We start from the raw sequence: 17,414 nt of genomic DNA, 5'->3' as shown, positions 1-17,414 counted from the left end.
GGTCTCCAGCAGGTTTCTGCAAGGCGCTCGCTGCGGTCCAGTTTCTGGCGACCATAGACGCACCTCCCTGACAAAAACTGTCTCTGACCTCTTCTATAGAGCTGGCAGCAGAAACACGGAAGGACATCTCATGCTGCGAAAAGAACTGGGACCGATGAAAGTGATGGGGTTTGCCCGCTACGAGGCGAAACCAGGCGTTGGCGCGCCGGAACTGATAGCGGCCGCCCGCCTGTGGCAGAAGGAATTCCTGAGCAACCAGCCAGGCATTGCCTTTCACTGCTTCTTAGGCAATGCAACAGGCGGTTATGCCGATGCAATTCTGGCAAGGGACGAGGCCAGTTTCGCAGCCATGTCCGAGGCGCATATGCAGGCAGCAAGCTCAAGGGCATTCATGGAACTGCTGGAGCCCGGCAGCATTCGCCTGTGTCTCAACCGTCTGATGAAAGACCTCACAGCGGTGCCGGACGGATTTTCCGCCATCGAATTCGGTACGTTTCGTCCCAGGGACGACGGCAGCTTTTCAGAAGAGGCGCTGATGGCTGCGTCCGGACGGATCGAGAGGGAGTATCTTGCCCCCTTGCCGGAAACCAGGGCGCATCTGATGGCGCGGGCAGGGGAGGATACCTATTCGGAGATCTGCTTTGTGGAAACGGAAGGTGCTGCCAGGGAGATCTGCGGAGGCTATGTGTCGAACGCGGCCTGTGCGCCGCTTTTGAGTCTGTTTGATCCCGCCAGCGTCGATCTGGATTTCTGGCACGTGCTTGCCTGAGCCGGCAGGCGACCTTATTGCCTGAGCCGGCAGGGGACCTAATTGCCTGACGCACTAGCTATTGTAACCGCGACCGTCCGAGGCCCTTGCCAGTTTCTGGCCGCGTTTGGCCTCGCGGCGGACCGTGTAGATCGACGCGGCGATGATGACGGCAGCGCCCACCAGTGTTTCCACACGCGGCCACTGGTGGAACACCAGCGCACCGAACACGGTGGCATAGAGCAGCCTGGTGTAGTCCAGCGAGGCAATTGCGGTGGCTTCGCCGGCGCGGAATGCCTGGATATTGGCCATCTGGGCTGCCCAGGACACGATGCCGATCCCAAGAAGAATTCCCCATTGTGCCAGGGTCGGGCTCTGCCAGGTCAGGATAGCGGGGATGATCATGATCAGCCCGACGCCGAAAGCCTGGTAGGTCAGGATGGTGACCGGGGGATCGGTGCGCGTCAGCAGGCGGACGACAATCATCACCAGGCCGGCGCAGGCCGCCCCGGCGATGGCGAGTAGCGCAAAGGGATCGATCAGCCCGTCGCCTTGCGGGCGAAGCATCAGAACAACCCCCAGAAAGCCGACGATGGTTGCGCCCCAGCGGTGAACACCGACCGTTTCTCCCAGCAACCAGATGGCGAAGATCGTGAGGAAGAACGTCTTGGAGAAGCTGATTGCCGTGGCATCGGCCAACGGCAGTTCGATGACGGCCGTGAAGCCGCAGAGCATGGCGGTCGCGGCAACCACGATACGGGTCAGCTGAAGTCCGGGACGTTTTGTTGCCAGGGAGGTCGGCAATCCGCTGAGGATCTTCGGGGCAACGATGGCAAGCATGATGCCCTGGCGGATCACCAGGATCTGGAACACCGTCAGGTCCTTGCCGAGCAGCTTGATCAGGGTGACCATGATCGAGAACAGAAAGGCGGCCAGAAGGATCCAGAGCGCGCCGATGGTGTTCGACGGCAGGTTCTCCGTCAGGCTGGTCACCTTGCGCCGAAGACGGTTGCCGGTTGCCTCGGAAGGCTCCGGCTGTTGGGTGGGCATGTCCATAGTGAATCCTTGCCGGAGGGTATGCGGATGCGGCGGCGCAATGGGGCCGGAGCACAGGCAAGACTCGGATAAGGCTGTTTGTTGCAGTTGAAACAAGCTTAGCGCTTTTCGCTGAGAAGGAAAGAGGGCGGCAGTTTGCCATTGCAAGCGGATGCAATTTAAACTGCGCCGAACGGGGAGGACTTCCATGGAAAAAATCCAGACGCAGGGCGTGCATCACATCACTCTTGTCGGGGCCGACAGGCAGACTTCCATCGATTTCTGGGAAGGGCTGCTGGGAATGCCTTTCGTGTTCGAGCAGCCCAATCTGGACGATGAAAACCAGAGCCATCTCTATTTCGATCCGGGCGATGGCCGTCTCATCACGATCTTCACCAACGAAGACCGCAAACCGGACCCGGAGCCGGCTCCCCAGACAATCGGCTGCGTTCATCACCTGGCACTTGCCGTATCGCAGGCAACCTTTCGGCAGATTGCCGAGCGGCTTGATGCACGCGGCATATCGCACAGCGGTCCGAAGGATCGCGGCTTCATGGATTCCATCTATTTCCGTGACCCGCTCGGGCTGCTGATCGAACTGGCCAGCTATCGCTTCGTACCGCCGGAAGGCGTGGCCATGGGCGAGGTCATGCTGGAAGCACACAAGATCCGGGTGGCGCGGGGCGACTACAACATTCAGGAAGTCCATCTTGCCGATGCCATCGAGCAGTTGACGCGCGAAACGAGACGCAGCCTGTCTGACGACCGGAGCCCGAAGAACCCGTACAAGCGGTAGGGCGTCATCCGGGTGTTGCACCTCGCTCGCAAATTCGCTTGCGCGCCGCTGTGAATCATGATGATGAGCTGCGTCCGAAATCTTGTTTTCAGACCGGACCGCAACCTCAGTTGCGCTCTCCGGCGGGCCATGCAATGCTCGGTTAACAAGGTCGTTTGGGAAAGGCCCCAGCAAGGGGGCTCCAGGGTTTTTTTGAATGACAATGGCTAAGAAGGGGCGTCCCTTGGCCGCTGCCGATATCATCGGCTGGCGTGAAATCGTGAGCCTTCCCGAACTGGGCGTTTTCGATATGCGTGCCAAGATCGACACCGGCGCACGCACCTCGGCGCTCCATGCCGAAGAACAGGAAGTGTTCGAACGCGACGGCCGGACCTGGGTACGTTTCCGGGTGCCTGCCTCGCGTCATCACAGCGATTTCCGGGCGGAGGTTCCGGTTCTGGACGAGCGCAACATCAAGAACACCAGCGGTGTTCCCGAGCGGCGCATTGTCATCCGGACGTTACTTCATCTTGGAAAACATCACTGGCATGTGGATGTGTCGCTGGCGGACAGGTCGAACATGGGGTTCGACATGATCCTCGGCCGGACGGCGATCAGGCGGCACAACGTGCTGGTGCATGCGGGCCGGTCTTTCCTGGCGGGAAAGCCCGCACTGGCAACAAAACACTAAGCTGCGCGTTTAAGCGGCAGGAAACAATCACTGAAAATTCGGTGTCGCAACACCGGTCGGAACGAGGCTGAGACCGAGGGACTTGAACCAATGAAAATTGCTATGATGGCACGGAATCCCGAGCTCTATTCGCACAAGCGCCTGAAGGACGCTGCCGAGGAGCGCGGTCACGAACTGGAAATCATCAACACCCTGCGCTGCTACATGAACATCGCCTCGCGGCGGCCGGAAATCTATTACAACGGCAGCAAGCTGACCGGCTTCGACGCGGTTATTCCGAGGATCGGCGCATCGGTCACTTTTTACGGTCTGGCCGTGTTGCGCCAGTTCGAGATGATGGGCGTCTACCCGCTGAACGAATCCGTTGCCATCGGACGGTCGCGCGACAAGCTTCGGTCGATGCAGCTGCTTGCCCGCGACGGGATCGGCCTGCCGGTAACGACCTTCGCCCACGATCCGAAGATGACCGAGGAAGTGCTGGCGACCGCTGGCGGTGCGCCGGTTGTGATCAAGCTGCTGGAGGGCACGCAGGGCATCGGTGTGGTTCTTGCCGATACGGAGCGGTCTGCCAAATCGGTGATCGAGGCGTTTCGCGGTGCCAACGTGAACATCCTGGTGCAGGAATTCATCAAGGAAGCCGGCGGCACCGACATCCGCGCGCTGGTGGTTGGCGGCAAGGTGATTGCGGCCATGAAGCGGACGGGTGCGGAGGGCGAATTCCGTTCCAACCTGCACCGCGGCGGCAGTGCGGCCGCCATCAAGATTTCTCCCGAGGAACGTTCGACGGCCATTCGCGCGGCAAAGACCATGGGGCTGAACGTCTGCGGTGTCGATATGCTGCGGTCCAACCATGGCCCGGTGGTGATGGAGGTCAACTCCTCGCCCGGGCTGGAGGGCGTTGAAAAGGCAACGGGTATTGATGTTGCCGGCAAGATCATCGACTTTATTGCCAAGAATGCCCAGGTTGGCAAAACCAAGACCAAGGGACGCGGTTGACCACAAAAGTGAAAGCCTTCGAGATCGGCGACCACAAGATCGCACCGGGAACCCGGCGTACGATCGATCTGCCGGTCAGCGTGCTGTCGGACCACACGCCCGTGACGATGTCCGTGCATGTCCTGCATGGAAGCAAACCCGGGCCGGTCATGTTCGTCAGTGCGGCCGTGCATGGTGACGAGGTCATCGGTGTGGAGATCGCACGCCGTGTCCTGAAAGCGCCACAGCTTGAAATCCAGGAACTGGACAAGCTGAAGGGCACGCTGATGGTCATCCCGATCGTCAACGCGTTCGGTTTTCTGAACCATTCGCGCTATCTGCCCGACCGGCGTGACCTGAACCGCTCGTTCCCCGGTAGCCTGCGCGGCTCGCTGGCCGGGCGGCTGGCGCATCTTTTCATGAGCGAGATCGTCAACCGGTCCGATTATGGCATCGACCTGCATTCGGCGGCCATTCACCGGACCAACCTGCCGCAGATCCGCGTTTCGCCTTCACGTGCAGACACGCTGTCGCTCGCGAAAGCTTTCGGTGCTCCGGTCATCCTGACTTCCAAGGTGCGCGATGGGTCGTTGCGACAGGCCGCGCAACTGAAGGGAACCGACGTCCTGGTGTTCGAGGCGGGCGAAGGCCTGCGGTTTGACGAAATGGCGATCAGAGCCGGCGTTTCCGGGGTCTTGCGCGTGATGCGGTCCTTGAAGATGTTGGGAGCCAAGGGCATCACGCGGCCAAAGGCCCGTTCGATCCTCAGCAAGACGAGCTACTGGGTCCGTTCGCCAGCCGGGGGATTGTTGCGGCCGTTCAAATCGGTCGGCGATGTTGTCGAACCCGGTATGCTGCTTGGCATCACCTCTGATCCGTTCGGCGAGAAGGAACGGAACGTGCTGGCCGAACTGGGTGGGCTCATTGTGGGCAGAACGAACCTTCCGGTGGTCAACGAAGGGGACGGGCTGTTTCATATCGCCGAGTTCAACGAACGATACGACGCTGAAACGACCCTCGACAGCCTGGCTTCCCAGCTTGAGGCCGATCCGCTGTTCGACGAAGACGAAATCATCTAGAGGCGGCTTGGTTTCAGCGTTTCTCCGCGTGTACAGCAGCTCACCCACCTATCGCATGCTTCAGGGGAGGGGCTGGCTCATGTCGATGGATGGGCCACTGGCACCGAATGAGCAAGCCGTCTCAGCCCCCACAGCTTGCCCGGAAAAACAATTGTGCGAAGCAGAATTGTCCAAACCTCTGGCCACGTCGGCTTTCGGGCACTATGTTGAACAAAACCGGCGCTCCCGGCGCGTGGATATTTCCCAAGGGAAAGTCTTCCCAATAAAAGCAGGTCCAGATTCATGAACCAGATGGTCACTCCGAAGTTCGGTGTTGGCGCCCCATTGCGCCGCAAGGAAGATGAGCCGCTCATAACGGGCAAGGGCATCTATACGGGCGATTACATGCCGGAAGGCTGCCTGCACGGGGTCGTCGTTCGGTCCGCCATGGCGCATGCGCGCATCAGCCTTGGAAATGTGGACGAGATCCGTGAGATGGACGGTGTCCGGCTGGTGCTCACCGGAGCCGAGCTGGAAGGCCGGACGATGCCTTGCCGGGCGCGTCCGAAGCAGATCGACGGCTCCAATTTCGCAGCGCCCGATCAGCCTGTCCTGTGCTCCGACGAAGTACGCTATGTGGGCGATGCGATTGCCTTCATCGTCGCGGACGATGTCAACGCAGCCCGGAATGCCGCCGAGATGCTGGAAATCGACTACGACCCGCTGGACGTTGTCGTCGGGATCGAGCAGGCCCTTGCACCGGACGCCGTGAAGGTCTGGCCGGAGTTCGGCACCAACGTTGCCTTCACATACGGTCAGGGTGATCAGTCCAAGGCCGACGCTGCCTTCGAAAAGGCTGACAAGGTCGTTTCCATCGACGTCGTCAACAACCGGATCGTCGCCAACTACATGGAACTGCGTGGCTGCGTTGCCGAATTCGACGCTGCGAGCGATCGGTTCAAGCTGACGGTCGGCACCCAGGGCGGTCACGGACTGCGTGACATCATCTGCAGCATTCTGGATCTGGAAGCTGACAAACTGCAGGTGATCACGCCGGAAGTCGGTGGTGGCTTCGGTACCAAGATGTTCTGCTACCGCGAATACCCACTGAGCATGGTCGCGGCTCGCGAACTTGGACGGCCAGTGCGCTGGACGGGTGAGCGCATGGACCACTTCGTGACGGATGCGCATGGCCGGGACAACGTCACCCACGCGGAACTGGCGCTGGACGCCGACTGCCGGATCCTGGGGCTCAAGGTGCACGTCAAGGCTGCCATGGGTGCCTATCTGCACCAGTTCGGCCCGTTCATTCCCTTCGTCGGCACATCGATGACCTCCGGTCTCTACGACATTCCGGCCGTCTTTGCGAAGGTCGAGGGCGTCTACATGCATACGGTGCCGACGGATGCCTTCCGCGGCGCGGGCCGTCCGGAAGCTGCCTATCTGATCGAGCGCCTGATCGAGAAGGCGGGAGAGGAAACCGGTGTCGGATCGGTAGAGATCCGCAAGCGCAATTTCATCAAGCCGGAGCAACTGCCTTACACGACCCAGACCGGGCGAATGTACGACACCGGCGATTTTTCCGGCCACCTGCAAAAGGCGCTGGAAGTTGCCGACTGGGACGGCTTCAAGGCCCGGCAGGACGACAGCGCGAAGCACGGCAAGTACCGCGGCATCGGCATCTGTTCCTATATCGAGGCCTGTGCCTTCCCTGGCAGCGAGGAAGCCACCCTTGAGCTCAACGACAAGGGTACGTTGACGTTGCTGATCGGTACGCAGACCAACGGCCAGGGCCATGCGACGGCCTACAGCCAGGTGATCGCGGAACAGTTCGGCATCTCCATCGAGGACATCGACGTTATCCAGGGCGACACCGACCGGGTGCGCAAGGGGGGCGGCACGGGTGGGTCGCGCTCCATCCCCATCGGCCTGCCGTCTGTCCGCGATGCGGGCATTGCGCTGGTCAAGAAGGTGAAGGAACTTGCCGCTGACCGGCTTGAGGCCGGGATCGAGGATCTTGAACTCGACGGTGGCATGGTTCGTGTGGTCGGAACCGACCAGCAGGTGACACTAGCCGAGATTGCAGCAGGCGCCGGGGAAACCCTGACCGCCCGCGAAGAGGTCAATCAGACTGAGGCGACCTATCCGAACGGCACCCATGTGTGCGAGGTGGAAATCGATCCGGATACCGGTGACGTTGCCATCGTCAACTACGTGATCGTCGATGATTTCGGTGTCACGGTGAACCCGCTTCTTCTGGCCGGTCAGGTGCATGGCGGTGCGGCCTCCGCACTCAGTCAGGCTCTGTGCGAACAGACGATCTACGACAAAGACGGCCAGCTTCTGACGGCTTCGCTGCTCGACTACCGCATGATCCGTGCGGCAGACCTGCCGGACATTCATTTCGAGACTCGCAACGTTCCTTCGACCACCAATGCCATGGGCATCAAGGGCGCGGGTGAAGCGGGAACCATCGGCGGCTGTGCATCGGTCATGAATGCGGTGCAGAAGGCGCTGAAGGACGGGGCAGGGGTCAGCGAGCTGATCGACATGCCGGCGACCCCGCTTCGCGTGTGGGAAGCCATCCAGGCAGCAAAATAACGGAAACTGAAAAAGGCGCCCTTTCGAGGCGCCTTTTATCTTTCAGGCAGCAAGTTGACACCGGTAAAGCCCGGTTCTCAAGATTGTGTCTGTGGTTTCTTTTAAATAAACGTATGAATTATCCGGTTCTTGCCGCAATCTTGCGGTTCATCGGTGCGTGGCGCGAATCCTTCCGCTTCAAGAAATAGGATCCTCCCGTTGTTTCAGTCCTTCTTTCCCAAGCCCAAACTTTTCTTCCTGTCTGCCTTACTCTGGTCACTCGCCGCAATCCTTGCCTGGTACGGGTTTGCTGAAGGACTGACAGAAACACTGGGCTTCGGCACGCCGCCACAGGGTGAGCAGCCACCCATCGGGCTGCCCTATTTCGTCACACCTGATTTTCTTTGGTTCTATATCTATTACGGCATCTGCACGCTGCTCTTCGGCGGTTTCTGGTGGATGTTCTCTCGCGACCACCGCTGGCAGATCTGGTCGATCTGGGGCTCGTCCCTGATCATTTTCATGACCTACTACAGCGTTCAGGTGTCAGTCGCGATCAACAACTGGCGCAGACCGTTCTTCGATACGCTGCAAAACGCGCTCAATGGAGAGGAAAGCGGTGTCACCGCAGCAGACTTCTACAACCTGATGCTGATCTTCGCGCAGATTACATCGGTCTGGGTCATTCTCTACATCTTCACGCGCTTCTTCGTCAGCCACTACGTCTTCCGCTGGCGTACGGCGATGAACGACTACTACGTCGAAAAGTGGTCGAATGTGCGCCACATCGAAGGTGCCTCGCAGCGTATTCAGGAAGACACGATGCGCTTTGCTTCCATCATGGAAGGGCTTGGCGTTGCATTCATCGACTCGATCATGACACTGATTGCCTTCTTGCCGGTGCTGTTTGCGCTTTCAAGTCACGTCTCGTCCCTGCCGATCGTAGGCGAAATTCCAGCGCCATTGTTCACCGCGGCAATCATCTGGTCGCTGTTTGGGACGGTTTTGCTCGGCCTTGTCGGCATCAAGCTGCCCGGACTGGAGTTCCACAACCAGCGCGTTGAGGCAGCCTACCGTAAGGAACTTGTGTACGGGGAAGATCATGAAGATCGCGCCAATCCGGCGACCTTGCGCGAGCTGTTCGGTTTTGTCCGTCAAAACTATTTCCGGCTCTACTTCCACTATCTCTATTTTAACCTGGCCCGCGGCATTTACCTTCAGTCGGACAACATCTTCTCCTATTTCATCCTCATTCCGACGATTGTGGTGGGCAAGATCACCTTTGGTATCGTGCAGCAAATCCTGACGGCCTTCAGCCAGGTGTCCTCGTCCTTCCAGTTCCTGGTGAATTCCTGGACGACGATCATCGAGCTCCTGTCCATCTACAAACGTCTGAAAGGCTTTGAGGTCTCCATTGCCGAGCGGGAGCTCGCGGTTGCCGGTGGCACCACTCCTGAACCGGGGGCGCAAGCTTAAGGTCAGGTCTGCGCAAGACGTTCAAGCCAGTTTTCTGTCCCGGCGGTTCCGCGGTCCGACGCACCGCCCGTGGCTTCATGAAGAGCGCCGGGCCTGGAAGTTGTCATGGCGTTCTTGAGCCAGAAGTCCCGTTTCTCCGGACCTCCGGCGCCTACCGGGATGACCCGGCAGGCACCTCTTATCGGAATATCGCTGAAAGTGGCCTCCACCATGGTGTTCTTCGTCATGGCAACGGCCCTCAAGATCGCCGCAGAGACGGTGCCGATCGGTGAGCTTGTGTTCGCACGGAATTTCTTCGGGCTGTTTCCGGTGCTGATCATGGTGGCGATGCGCCGGGAGTTGGGGCTCGCCTTTCGAACGGCCAACCCGCTGGGACATCTTACCCGGGCGTCCGTCGGCCTGACGGCGATGGTTTGCGGCTTCACCGCGTTGTCTCTGCTGCCCTTGCCGGATGCGACGGCGATCGGCTTTGCATCGCCGCTCTTCGTGGTGGTGCTGGCGTTTCTGCTCCTTGGCGAAAAGGTGCGGGTCTATCGCTGGAGCGCAGTCGGTGTCGGCTTTGTCGGCATTCTGGTTGTGCTGTCACCGCATCTGGGTGACGCGGAGTTGGACAGCAACTCGATGATCGGGGCCCTGATCGGCCTGACAGGAGCCGGCTTTGCCGCGCTCGCCATGATCACCGTGCGCAAATTGTGCGAGACGGAGCGCACGTCCACGATCGTTACCTGGTTTGCGGGCATGTCGTCCGTATTGTCGCTGCTCACGCTGCCGCTGGGCTTTCTGCTGCCGGGTCAGGCCTGGATCATTCCGGACCTGCCCACGGCAGGTCTGCTTCTGCTGATCGGCCTTGCGGGCGGTGTCGGCCAGATCCTGCTGACGCAGAGCTACCGGTTCGCGGATGCCTCCACCATTGCCCCGTTCGACTATGTCAACATGCTGTGGGCGATCATTGTCGGTTGGGTGGTGTTCAGCGAAACGCCTTTGCCTGCAGTGGTGCTGGGGGCGCTGATCGTGATTGCCGCCGGTATTTTCGTCATCTACCGCGAACACAAGCTCGGGCTGGACCGGACAAAGGCACGCCGGGCGTCATCGCCCTCGCGTTCGTAGGGGGGGAGACAAGAGGGCGGGGCCTGCTGTCTTCCCCGTCATTCCGGACAAGCACAGCAATGCTGTGCGCAGATCCGGAATCCAGACTTATTTCGCGCTTTAGGCGCGGCATTAGACAAAGAGAGAAGAGTTCGCTTTGCTCACGCTGATGCGCTGGATCCCGGATCGGCACGCAGCTTTACTGCGCTTGTCCGGAATGACGGCGAATGCGGGTGGTTTCCGAAATCGGCCTTACTGCGACTTGTATTCGAACCGCTCAACAGCGCTCTTTGTGCCGTCCTTGAAGATCAGCTGCACGCTGATCGACTGTGCCGACCCCAGGGGCAGCTCCAGGTAGGGCTTGTCCTTCAGAACGACATTCTGGTTGTCCGGGTCACAGGCTTCCAGTTGCCATTCCTGCTCAATCGGATCGTCGTTCAGTCCGTAGAAGACATAGTCGATGCCGCACTTCCAGGATTCCAGGTGGGTGAAATAGATCAGCTCCTGGCCCTGCCAGTCGCGGAATGACACCCAGTTGGCCTTGGTAAGGTCCAGGATCTGCTTGATCTGCTCCGGCGGCATGCCTTGCGCGGACGCGGTCGATCCGATCGGAGCAAGAGCGAGGGGCAGGCAAAGGGCGGCGATTTTAATGAGTTTCATGGAAAATTTCCGGGTCTGAGTTCAGAAGGCCTTGAAGGTAATGATGGTTTTGGTGTCCTGAATGCCGTCGATCGGGTGGACCTTCTCGTTCACGAAGTGGCCAATGTCCGAACCGTCGTCGACATAGAATTTCACCAGAAGATCGTAGTCGCCGGAGGTGGAGTAGACTTCGGACGCAATTTCCGCATCGGCGATCGCATTGGCGACCTGGTAGGTCTTGCCCAACTGGCATTTGATCATCACGAAAAACGGTACCATGGGGCGCTCCGGGCAGTTGGTGTTTGAAGGGGGCGAACGTGTCACCTGAACCATCAGCCGGGCTGTTCGGTCAGCCAAGCATGCCGGGCAACAGATTCACGAAAGCAGACTAGGACATCGCCTATCTCCTCCCGCCAGTCAATTGCCGAGTAGCCGCTCTGCACAAGCCGGGTCTTGCAATCGCACGGCCGGCTTGTTAGCAGTGCAATCATCTCATGGGGGTGCCTGGCCATTCTGGACCGGGCTGAGAGGCGGCCTGCCAACTCCTTGAACCTGATCCGGCTGATACCGGCGGAGGGATTTGAGATCATGATGCACACACCACTCCCTTCAACACGTCCTTTCCGGAATACCGGCAACGGGCTTTCTGTCGCAGGAGAGCCGTCATGAGCCTTTCCGTTGCTGCTTCCACGCAAGCCCTGAGCGCCGAACAGGTCTTCACCCTTCTGGAAAGGGTGCGACAGAAAACGCCGCGCGTTCACGCCATCACCAATGCGGTCGCCCAGAGTTTCACCGCCAATGTGCTGCTTGCGCTCGGCGCCGTTCCTTCCATGACCATCGCGCGGGAGGAAGTTGCGGCTTTTGCCGGTGGGGCTGATGCACTGCTGGTGAACCTCGGCACCCTTGACGAGGAACGCCGTGCAGCCATTCCGCTAGCGATCGAAGCTGCCAGGACTGCCGGACGTCCGGTTTGTGTCGATCCGGTTTTCGTCAACCGGTCTCCCGTGCGCTGCGCCTATGCACGCGAATTGCTGGGCCTGAAGCCGGATCTGGTGCGGCTCAATCCGGAAGAACTCAACGCTCTCCTGCCGGAGCGGGCGGATGCCGATGCATTGATCGAGGCCGGAACGGTTTTTGCGGTCACTGGCCCGGAAGACAGGGTCGAGAGCCGCGGCGAGGATTTCCTGCTGCGCAACGGCGATCCGCTGATGTCACGCGTGACGGCCACCGGCTGTGCCGGCGGTGCGGTTCTGGCGGCGTTCCTGAGCATCGAAAAGGACAGGGCGCTTGCAGCTGCTTGCGGACTGTCCGTCTTCAACATTGCCGGCGAAATCGCGGCCAGCCGGTCAGGCGGGCCAGGCAGTCTGGTGCCGGAGTTGCTCGACACACTCTACTGCCTGACTGACCGCGACATTGAAGCCCGTCTCAAGACCGGCTGACGCCGCCTTTTCGGCATCTACTCCCAGGAGGTTCCCATGACCGCAATTGCGGTAACCATTGCAGGATCGGATTCCGGCGGCGGAGCCGGCATTCAGGCTGATCTCAAGACCTTTTCCGCAAACGGCGTCTTTGGTGCCAGTGTTATTGCAGCCCTGACGGCGCAGAACACGCTTGGCGTCAGCGCCATCCATGATGTGCCGCCGGAGTTCGTGCGGGCCCAGATGACGGCCGTCTTTTCCGACCTTGCCGTCAAGGCGACAAAGATCGGCATGCTGTCGCGTGTCGATACGATCGAGGTGGTAGCTGAAGGGCTTCGTGCACATGAGACTGGCCCGGTTGTGCTTGACCCGGTGATGGTGGCTGCCTCCGGTGACCCGTTGCTTGCCGACAGTGCGGTCGACACGCTGATTGCCTTGCTGCTGCCGCTGGCCGATATTGTTACCCCGAACCTGCATGAAGCTGCCCGCATGTTGCAGGGCGACGTCGCCGCAGACGAAACGCAAATGCAGGCGCAGGCAGAACGTCTGCTTGGTCTTGGAGCCAACGCGGTTCTGCTCAAGGGCGGGCACGGGTCTGGCGCGAATAGCGCCGATCTGCTTCTGGATCACAAAGGCAATGCGGTCTGGCTCAGGTCAGAGCGGATCAAGACCGACAACACGCATGGCACCGGTTGCACCCTGTCATCCGCGATTGCCTCGGGTCTCGCCAAGGGGCAGGAGATGGAAGCGGCGGTCAGGTCTGCCAAGTCCTATATTCAGGCTGCCATCGCCGCTGCCGACACGCTTCTCATCGGCAGTGGTCACGGGCCAGTCCATCATTTCCACGCGTTCTGGAGCAAGTGAGATGACCGATCAGCCAAAAACCGAAACCGGACGGATCAGCCGTCGCGGACTTCTGGGGGCTTCCGCCGCCGCCGGTGCAAGCGCATTGGCCGCCCCGGCGGTGGCGCAGGAGCAGGCGACGCTGGAATGGAAGATGGTCACATCCTGGCCAAAGAACCTGCCGGGGCCCGGGATCACGGCGCAGCGCATTGCCGACAGGATCGAGCTGATGTCCGGCGGTCGCCTGCGCGTTCGGCTTTATGCTGCAGGGGAACTGGTGCCGGCTCTGGGCGTGTTCGAGGCTGTCTCGGCGGGGACGGCGCAGATGGCGCACACGGCCTCGTTTTTCTGGCAGGGCAAGATCCCGGCTTCGGTCTATTTCACCGCGATCCCTTTCGGTTTGCTGCCGCATGAGCATATCACCTGGATTGAGCAGGGGGGCGGCCAGGCGCTTTGGGACGAACTTTATGCCCCGTTCGGACTAAGGCCCGTAATGGCCGGCAACACCGGCGTCCAGATGGGGGGCTGGTTCAAGCGCGAAATCAACACTCTTGACGATCTCAAGGGACTGAAGATCCGTATGCCGGGCCTTGGCGGCGAAGTGATGCATCGGCTTGGAGCGACGCCAGTCAGCCTGCCGCCTGCAGAGTTGTTCCAGGCGTTGGACAGCGGTGTGCTGGATGCGACGGAATTCCTGGGTCCCTGGTCGGACAGGGCAATGGGTTTCCAGAAAGCAGCCAAGTCCTACTACACGCCGGGGTTCCATGAACCCAACGGCACCGGTGAAGCGCTGTTCAACAAGGTGGCGCTGGAAGGTCTGCCGGAAGACCTTGGCGCCATCGTTCTGGAGGCCTGCAAGGCAGAAAACGGCCGCTCGCTTGCAGAAAGCGATTGGGAGAATGCAGGCGCACTGAAGCTCCTGCAGGAAGAGGACGGCGTTACCGTCCGTCCTTATCCGGACGACGTTCTGGATGCTTTGCGGGAGACTTCGGCAGTCGTGCTGTCCGAGTTCGCGAGCAAGGATGCGCTTAGCCAGAGGATCTACGACAGTCATATGGCTGCGCGGGCACGCCTTGCCCCCTGGAGTGACGTTGCCATGCGCCGCTTTCTCGAAGCTCGCGACAGCTAGGCTTGCCGCTTGAGGCTGCAAACAAGGAATGGAGTGCGGTCTTAGACCATCTCTTGCTGCGAGCCGGTGCAACCCACCGGTTCGCAGCTTGCAACCCGCCTTGCCGGAAAAGCTGTAATTGGCCGGACCGTGGCGCGTCGCCTGCTGACAAACTTCCTGACAAAAATTCAATTTCGAAAGGAAAGGCTACCGCGCAAAGGTGTGCCGACGCGGTTTCCGTTAGGAAAGGTGATTGGCGTTTTTACCAAGGAATATCAAGGAACTTGTCCTACAAAAGATCCACATTCCGTCACGAAACCTGTGGCAAAGCCGCAACGATTCACTGTTAAATTACGTTATCGGAAACTGACATTTCGGGTGCCTGTTTTTTAGGCAAATGTCTGAAAGTGTGTCGGTGCGATGACGAAGAGACTCTGAACCTGTCGTTTTTGAAGTGTTTTGAATGTCTACGCAGCAATACCTACCAGAAAAGCCGCGCATTTCGCATTGCAGCATGAAAAAACGACCGCATAACTGACGTAAATATTCAGTTGAAACGGACGGCATTCTCCTAAAACCCTGTCTCAGGTTGTCATCACACATCCGGTGGCTAGGGGATGGGAGGAAACTCAATGCCGTGGGTAAACAAGAAATCAGTTCTACTTGCTTCTACAGCTGTAGCTCTATCAATGGTTGCGAGTTCTGCGTTCGCAGGTGGTTTCGCACTTAGAGAGCAGAGCTCGTACTTTCAGGGCATGTCTTTTGCCGGGTATGGTACGTCCGGCGGTTCGATCTCTTCGATGTACTGGAACCCGGCGTCGCTTATCGGCGCTCAGCAGGGTCTCACCATCGAAGCGCATAATACGGGGCTCTTTCCAAGTTCAGATATCAACGGCACGCTGTCCGGCGGGTTCCTCGGTACGTCTTCAATCGGCAGTGGCGACATTGCTTCCGACGCGTTCATTCCCGCTTCGTACGCAGCCTACCGGCTGAATGAAAAGCTGATCTTCGGTGTCGGTATCAACGCACCCTTCGGCCTGTCGACAAAACCGGAGCAGAACTGGGCGGCCCAGTTCTATTCCCGTTCGTCTTCCGTGTTCTCGTTGAACGTCAACCCGACGGTTGCGCTTCAGATCAACGATATGTTCGCGATCGCGATCGGTGTTCAGGCGCAATACCTGGACGTGTCGCTGAAATCCGCCGACGCCACTTCCGGAGCGGGCTTCCCCCGTTCGAACCAGATCACTGGTGATGACATCGGTTTCGGTGTGACGGCTGGTCTGACGGTGCGACCGTTCGAGGGGACTGAAATCGGACTTGGATATCGCTCCGGTGTAGGTCACGATCTCGACGGCGACCTGTTCGCCGGTGGTGTCACAACGGCGATCGGCCTGGGTGTCGTTACGCCGGACATGATCAACCTTTCCGCAAAACAGAAGGTGACCGACAAGATCCGCGTTCTTGGAACGGTGGAATGGACCAACTGGAGCCGGCTCAAGTCGCCACGTGCGATCAACGACGCAACCGGCGCAGAGGCCACCGTCCTGCACTTCAACTATGACGACGGCTGGTTCTTCTCTCTGGGCGGTGAATACGACTTCAACGAAAAGCTGACCTTCCGCGGTGGCGTCGGTTACGAAATCTCGCCGATTGATGAAAAGATCCGCTCCACGCGTCTGCCGGACAATAACCGCTGGTGGCTGTCGGCTGGTGCCAGCTATACCTTCAACGAGCACCTGGCGTTCGATGTCGGCTACACGCACATCATTCCGGAATCGACCGATATCAACATCGATTCCAGTCACCAGGACTACAATGCGGCATTCGGTACCTATTCGGGGGATGTCGACAGCAGCGTCAACATCATCTCTGCCGCGCTGCGCTACAAGTTCTGATCAGAAAGATTAGCCGCTCAGGAAAGGCCGGGGCATATGCTCCGGCCTTTTTTGTTTCGGCAGGACCTTAGAACGCCGCCGGATAGAGCCCGCCATCCATCAGGATGTTCTGGCCGGTGATGTAACCGGCGTGGCGAGAGCACAGGAAAGCGCAGGTCTGGCCGAACTCCTCGGCTGAACCGAAACGTCTTGCTGGGATTTCCGCTGCCTGTGCCGCCCGGACATCCTCGATGCTTTTGCCTGACTGCTGCGCGGCGCGCTCGAAGCCGCCTTTCAGACGATCGGTGTCCATCTTGCCGGGCAGCAAGTTGTTGACCGTCACGCCGTGGGGGGCAAGCTGGCGGCAGACGCCAGCCAGGAATGCCGTGAGCCCCGCCCGAGCACCGCTGGACAGATCGAGACCTTCGATCGGCATCTTTACCGAAAGCGAAGTGATGTTGACGATGCGGCCGAAACCGCGCTCCTTCATGCCGGGAACAACCGCCTGGATCAGCTCGATGGGGGTGACGAAATTCTGCACCACACCTTCCATGAGCGCCGCACGGTCCAGCTCGGAATAGTCGCGCCGGGGTGGGCCACCATTGTTGTTGACCAGGATGTCCGGATCCGGGCAGGCCGCCAGAAGCGCTTCTTGTCCCTCCCGTGTGGAAACATCCGCTGCGATGGCGGCAACGCTCACGCCGAAGCGGTTCTGCAGCAGGGTGCGGGTTTCTTCCAGAACCGTTTCGTTACGTCCGTTCAGGACGATGTCGCAGCCTGCTTCCGCCAGTGCTTCGGCGCAGCCCTTGCCGAGGCCGCGGCTTGACGCACAGATGATTGCCTTTTTGCCCTTGAGGCCGAGGTCCATGAACGTTCTCCTTGATGCAGGTTGGACATGCTTTGTGGCTGGCAAAACCCGATGCTGTCAAATGCCGTCAGGGACATATGGAGCCGGTCAGCATCCCGCAAGATGTTCGTGAAGCAACGGAATGAAGTGAAGAAGGCCAATACGCGATCCGTGCCGGTGTTAATCATTAAGCTGGAAAACAAACAGGCCCGGCGAAGTCACGCCGTTTGTCATAATAGTGATACTTGAATCGCGTCTATA

At 59.5% G+C, this 17,414-nt stretch carries 16 protein-coding genes and 1 riboswitch; of the genes, 12 read left to right on the top strand and 4 right to left on the bottom strand.

Features of this window, described 5'->3' with window-relative positions:
• Window positions 1-130: 130 nt before the first annotated feature.
• On the top strand, window positions 131-769 hold the full coding sequence (locus tag ACVDG9_RS16990) for a hypothetical protein (protein WP_447238530.1): 639 nt from the start codon (window positions 131-133) through the stop codon (window positions 767-769).
• Between the two features lie 54 nt (window positions 770-823).
• Here ACVDG9_RS16990 and ACVDG9_RS16985 read toward each other — a convergent pair whose 3' ends face one another.
• The gene (locus ACVDG9_RS16985; RefSeq protein ID WP_208993494.1) at window positions 824-1,798 is read right to left on the bottom strand and encodes a DMT family transporter; all 975 of its coding nucleotides are present in this window, start codon (window positions 1,796-1,798) and stop codon (window positions 824-826) included.
• Window positions 1,799-1,991: 193 nt separating this feature from the next.
• Between ACVDG9_RS16985 and ACVDG9_RS16980 the strand changes: the two genes are divergently transcribed.
• The 7 genes from ACVDG9_RS16980 to ACVDG9_RS16950 all read left to right on the top strand — a co-directional run bounded on the left by ACVDG9_RS16980 (window position 1,992) and on the right by ACVDG9_RS16950 (window position 10,445).
• Window positions 1,992-2,579, top strand: coding sequence for a VOC family protein (locus ACVDG9_RS16980; RefSeq protein WP_023000632.1), 588 nt, complete (start codon window positions 1,992-1,994; stop codon window positions 2,577-2,579).
• Window positions 2,580-2,775: 196 nt separating this feature from the next.
• Window positions 2,776-3,249, top strand: coding sequence for an ATP-dependent zinc protease family protein (locus tag ACVDG9_RS16975; protein WP_208984212.1), 474 nt, complete (start codon window positions 2,776-2,778; stop codon window positions 3,247-3,249).
• Window positions 3,250-3,339: 90 nt separating this feature from the next.
• Complete coding sequence (gene rimK / locus ACVDG9_RS16970; RefSeq protein WP_006932769.1) at window positions 3,340-4,245, top strand: 30S ribosomal protein S6--L-glutamate ligase; 906 nt, start codon at window positions 3,340-3,342, stop codon at window positions 4,243-4,245.
• Entirely contained in the window at window positions 4,242-5,303 is a 1,062-nt protein-coding gene (locus tag ACVDG9_RS16965; protein ID WP_023000635.1) for a succinylglutamate desuccinylase/aspartoacylase family protein, read from the top strand. The genes rimK and ACVDG9_RS16965 overlap by 4 nt, the downstream gene beginning before the upstream one ends.
• A gap of 282 nt (window positions 5,304-5,585) precedes the next feature.
• Window positions 5,586-7,883 (top strand): xanthine dehydrogenase family protein molybdopterin-binding subunit, encoded by a 2,298-nt coding sequence (locus ACVDG9_RS16960; RefSeq protein WP_447238529.1) that lies wholly within the window; start codon window positions 5,586-5,588, stop codon window positions 7,881-7,883.
• 198 nt (window positions 7,884-8,081) lie between these two features.
• Entirely contained in the window at window positions 8,082-9,338 is a 1,257-nt protein-coding gene (gene sbmA / locus ACVDG9_RS16955; RefSeq protein ID WP_447238528.1) for a peptide antibiotic transporter SbmA, read from the top strand.
• A gap of 105 nt (window positions 9,339-9,443) precedes the next feature.
• A complete protein-coding gene (locus ACVDG9_RS16950; RefSeq protein WP_051990128.1) occupies window positions 9,444-10,445 on the top strand; it encodes a DMT family transporter in 1,002 nt (333 codons plus the stop codon).
• 231 nt (window positions 10,446-10,676) lie between these two features.
• Here ACVDG9_RS16950 and ACVDG9_RS16945 read toward each other — a convergent pair whose 3' ends face one another.
• Together ACVDG9_RS16945 and ACVDG9_RS16940 are read right to left on the bottom strand one after the other, a co-directional pair.
• On the bottom strand, window positions 10,677-11,084 hold the full coding sequence (locus ACVDG9_RS16945) for a hypothetical protein (protein WP_023000640.1): 408 nt from the start codon (window positions 11,082-11,084) through the stop codon (window positions 10,677-10,679).
• A 21-nt stretch (window positions 11,085-11,105) separates the two neighbouring features.
• Window positions 11,106-11,342, bottom strand: a complete 237-nt coding sequence (locus ACVDG9_RS16940) for an Lrp/AsnC ligand binding domain-containing protein (protein ID WP_023000641.1) — start codon at window positions 11,340-11,342, stop codon at window positions 11,106-11,108.
• 207 nt (window positions 11,343-11,549) lie between these two features.
• Window positions 11,550-11,660, top strand: a riboswitch (TPP riboswitch).
• A gap of 68 nt (window positions 11,661-11,728) precedes the next feature.
• Between ACVDG9_RS16940 and thiM the strand changes: the two genes are divergently transcribed.
• From thiM to ACVDG9_RS16920, 4 genes are all read left to right on the top strand, one after another.
• The gene (thiM, locus tag ACVDG9_RS16935) at window positions 11,729-12,502 is read left to right on the top strand and encodes a hydroxyethylthiazole kinase (RefSeq protein WP_447238527.1); all 774 of its coding nucleotides are present in this window, start codon (window positions 11,729-11,731) and stop codon (window positions 12,500-12,502) included.
• Between the two features lie 36 nt (window positions 12,503-12,538).
• On the top strand, window positions 12,539-13,345 hold the full coding sequence (thiD, locus tag ACVDG9_RS16930; protein ID WP_447238526.1) for a bifunctional hydroxymethylpyrimidine kinase/phosphomethylpyrimidine kinase: 807 nt from the start codon (window positions 12,539-12,541) through the stop codon (window positions 13,343-13,345).
• A 1-nt stretch (window position 13,346) separates the two neighbouring features.
• A complete protein-coding gene (locus ACVDG9_RS16925) occupies window positions 13,347-14,453 on the top strand; it encodes a TRAP transporter substrate-binding protein (protein ID WP_062488233.1) in 1,107 nt (368 codons plus the stop codon).
• 668 nt (window positions 14,454-15,121) lie between these two features.
• Window positions 15,122-16,327, top strand: coding sequence for an OmpP1/FadL family transporter (locus tag ACVDG9_RS16920; protein WP_208992425.1), 1,206 nt, complete (start codon window positions 15,122-15,124; stop codon window positions 16,325-16,327).
• A 67-nt stretch (window positions 16,328-16,394) separates the two neighbouring features.
• Here the strand turns inward: ACVDG9_RS16920 and ACVDG9_RS16915 are convergent, their stop codons facing one another.
• On the bottom strand, window positions 16,395-17,174 hold the full coding sequence (locus ACVDG9_RS16915) for an SDR family oxidoreductase (RefSeq protein ID WP_075284099.1): 780 nt from the start codon (window positions 17,172-17,174) through the stop codon (window positions 16,395-16,397).
• Window positions 17,175-17,414 lie beyond the last annotated feature (240 nt).

It is taken from the genome of Roseibium sp. RP-7 (genome assembly GCF_053005225.1).
This window is presented reverse-complemented; position numbering and strand designations above follow the sequence as displayed.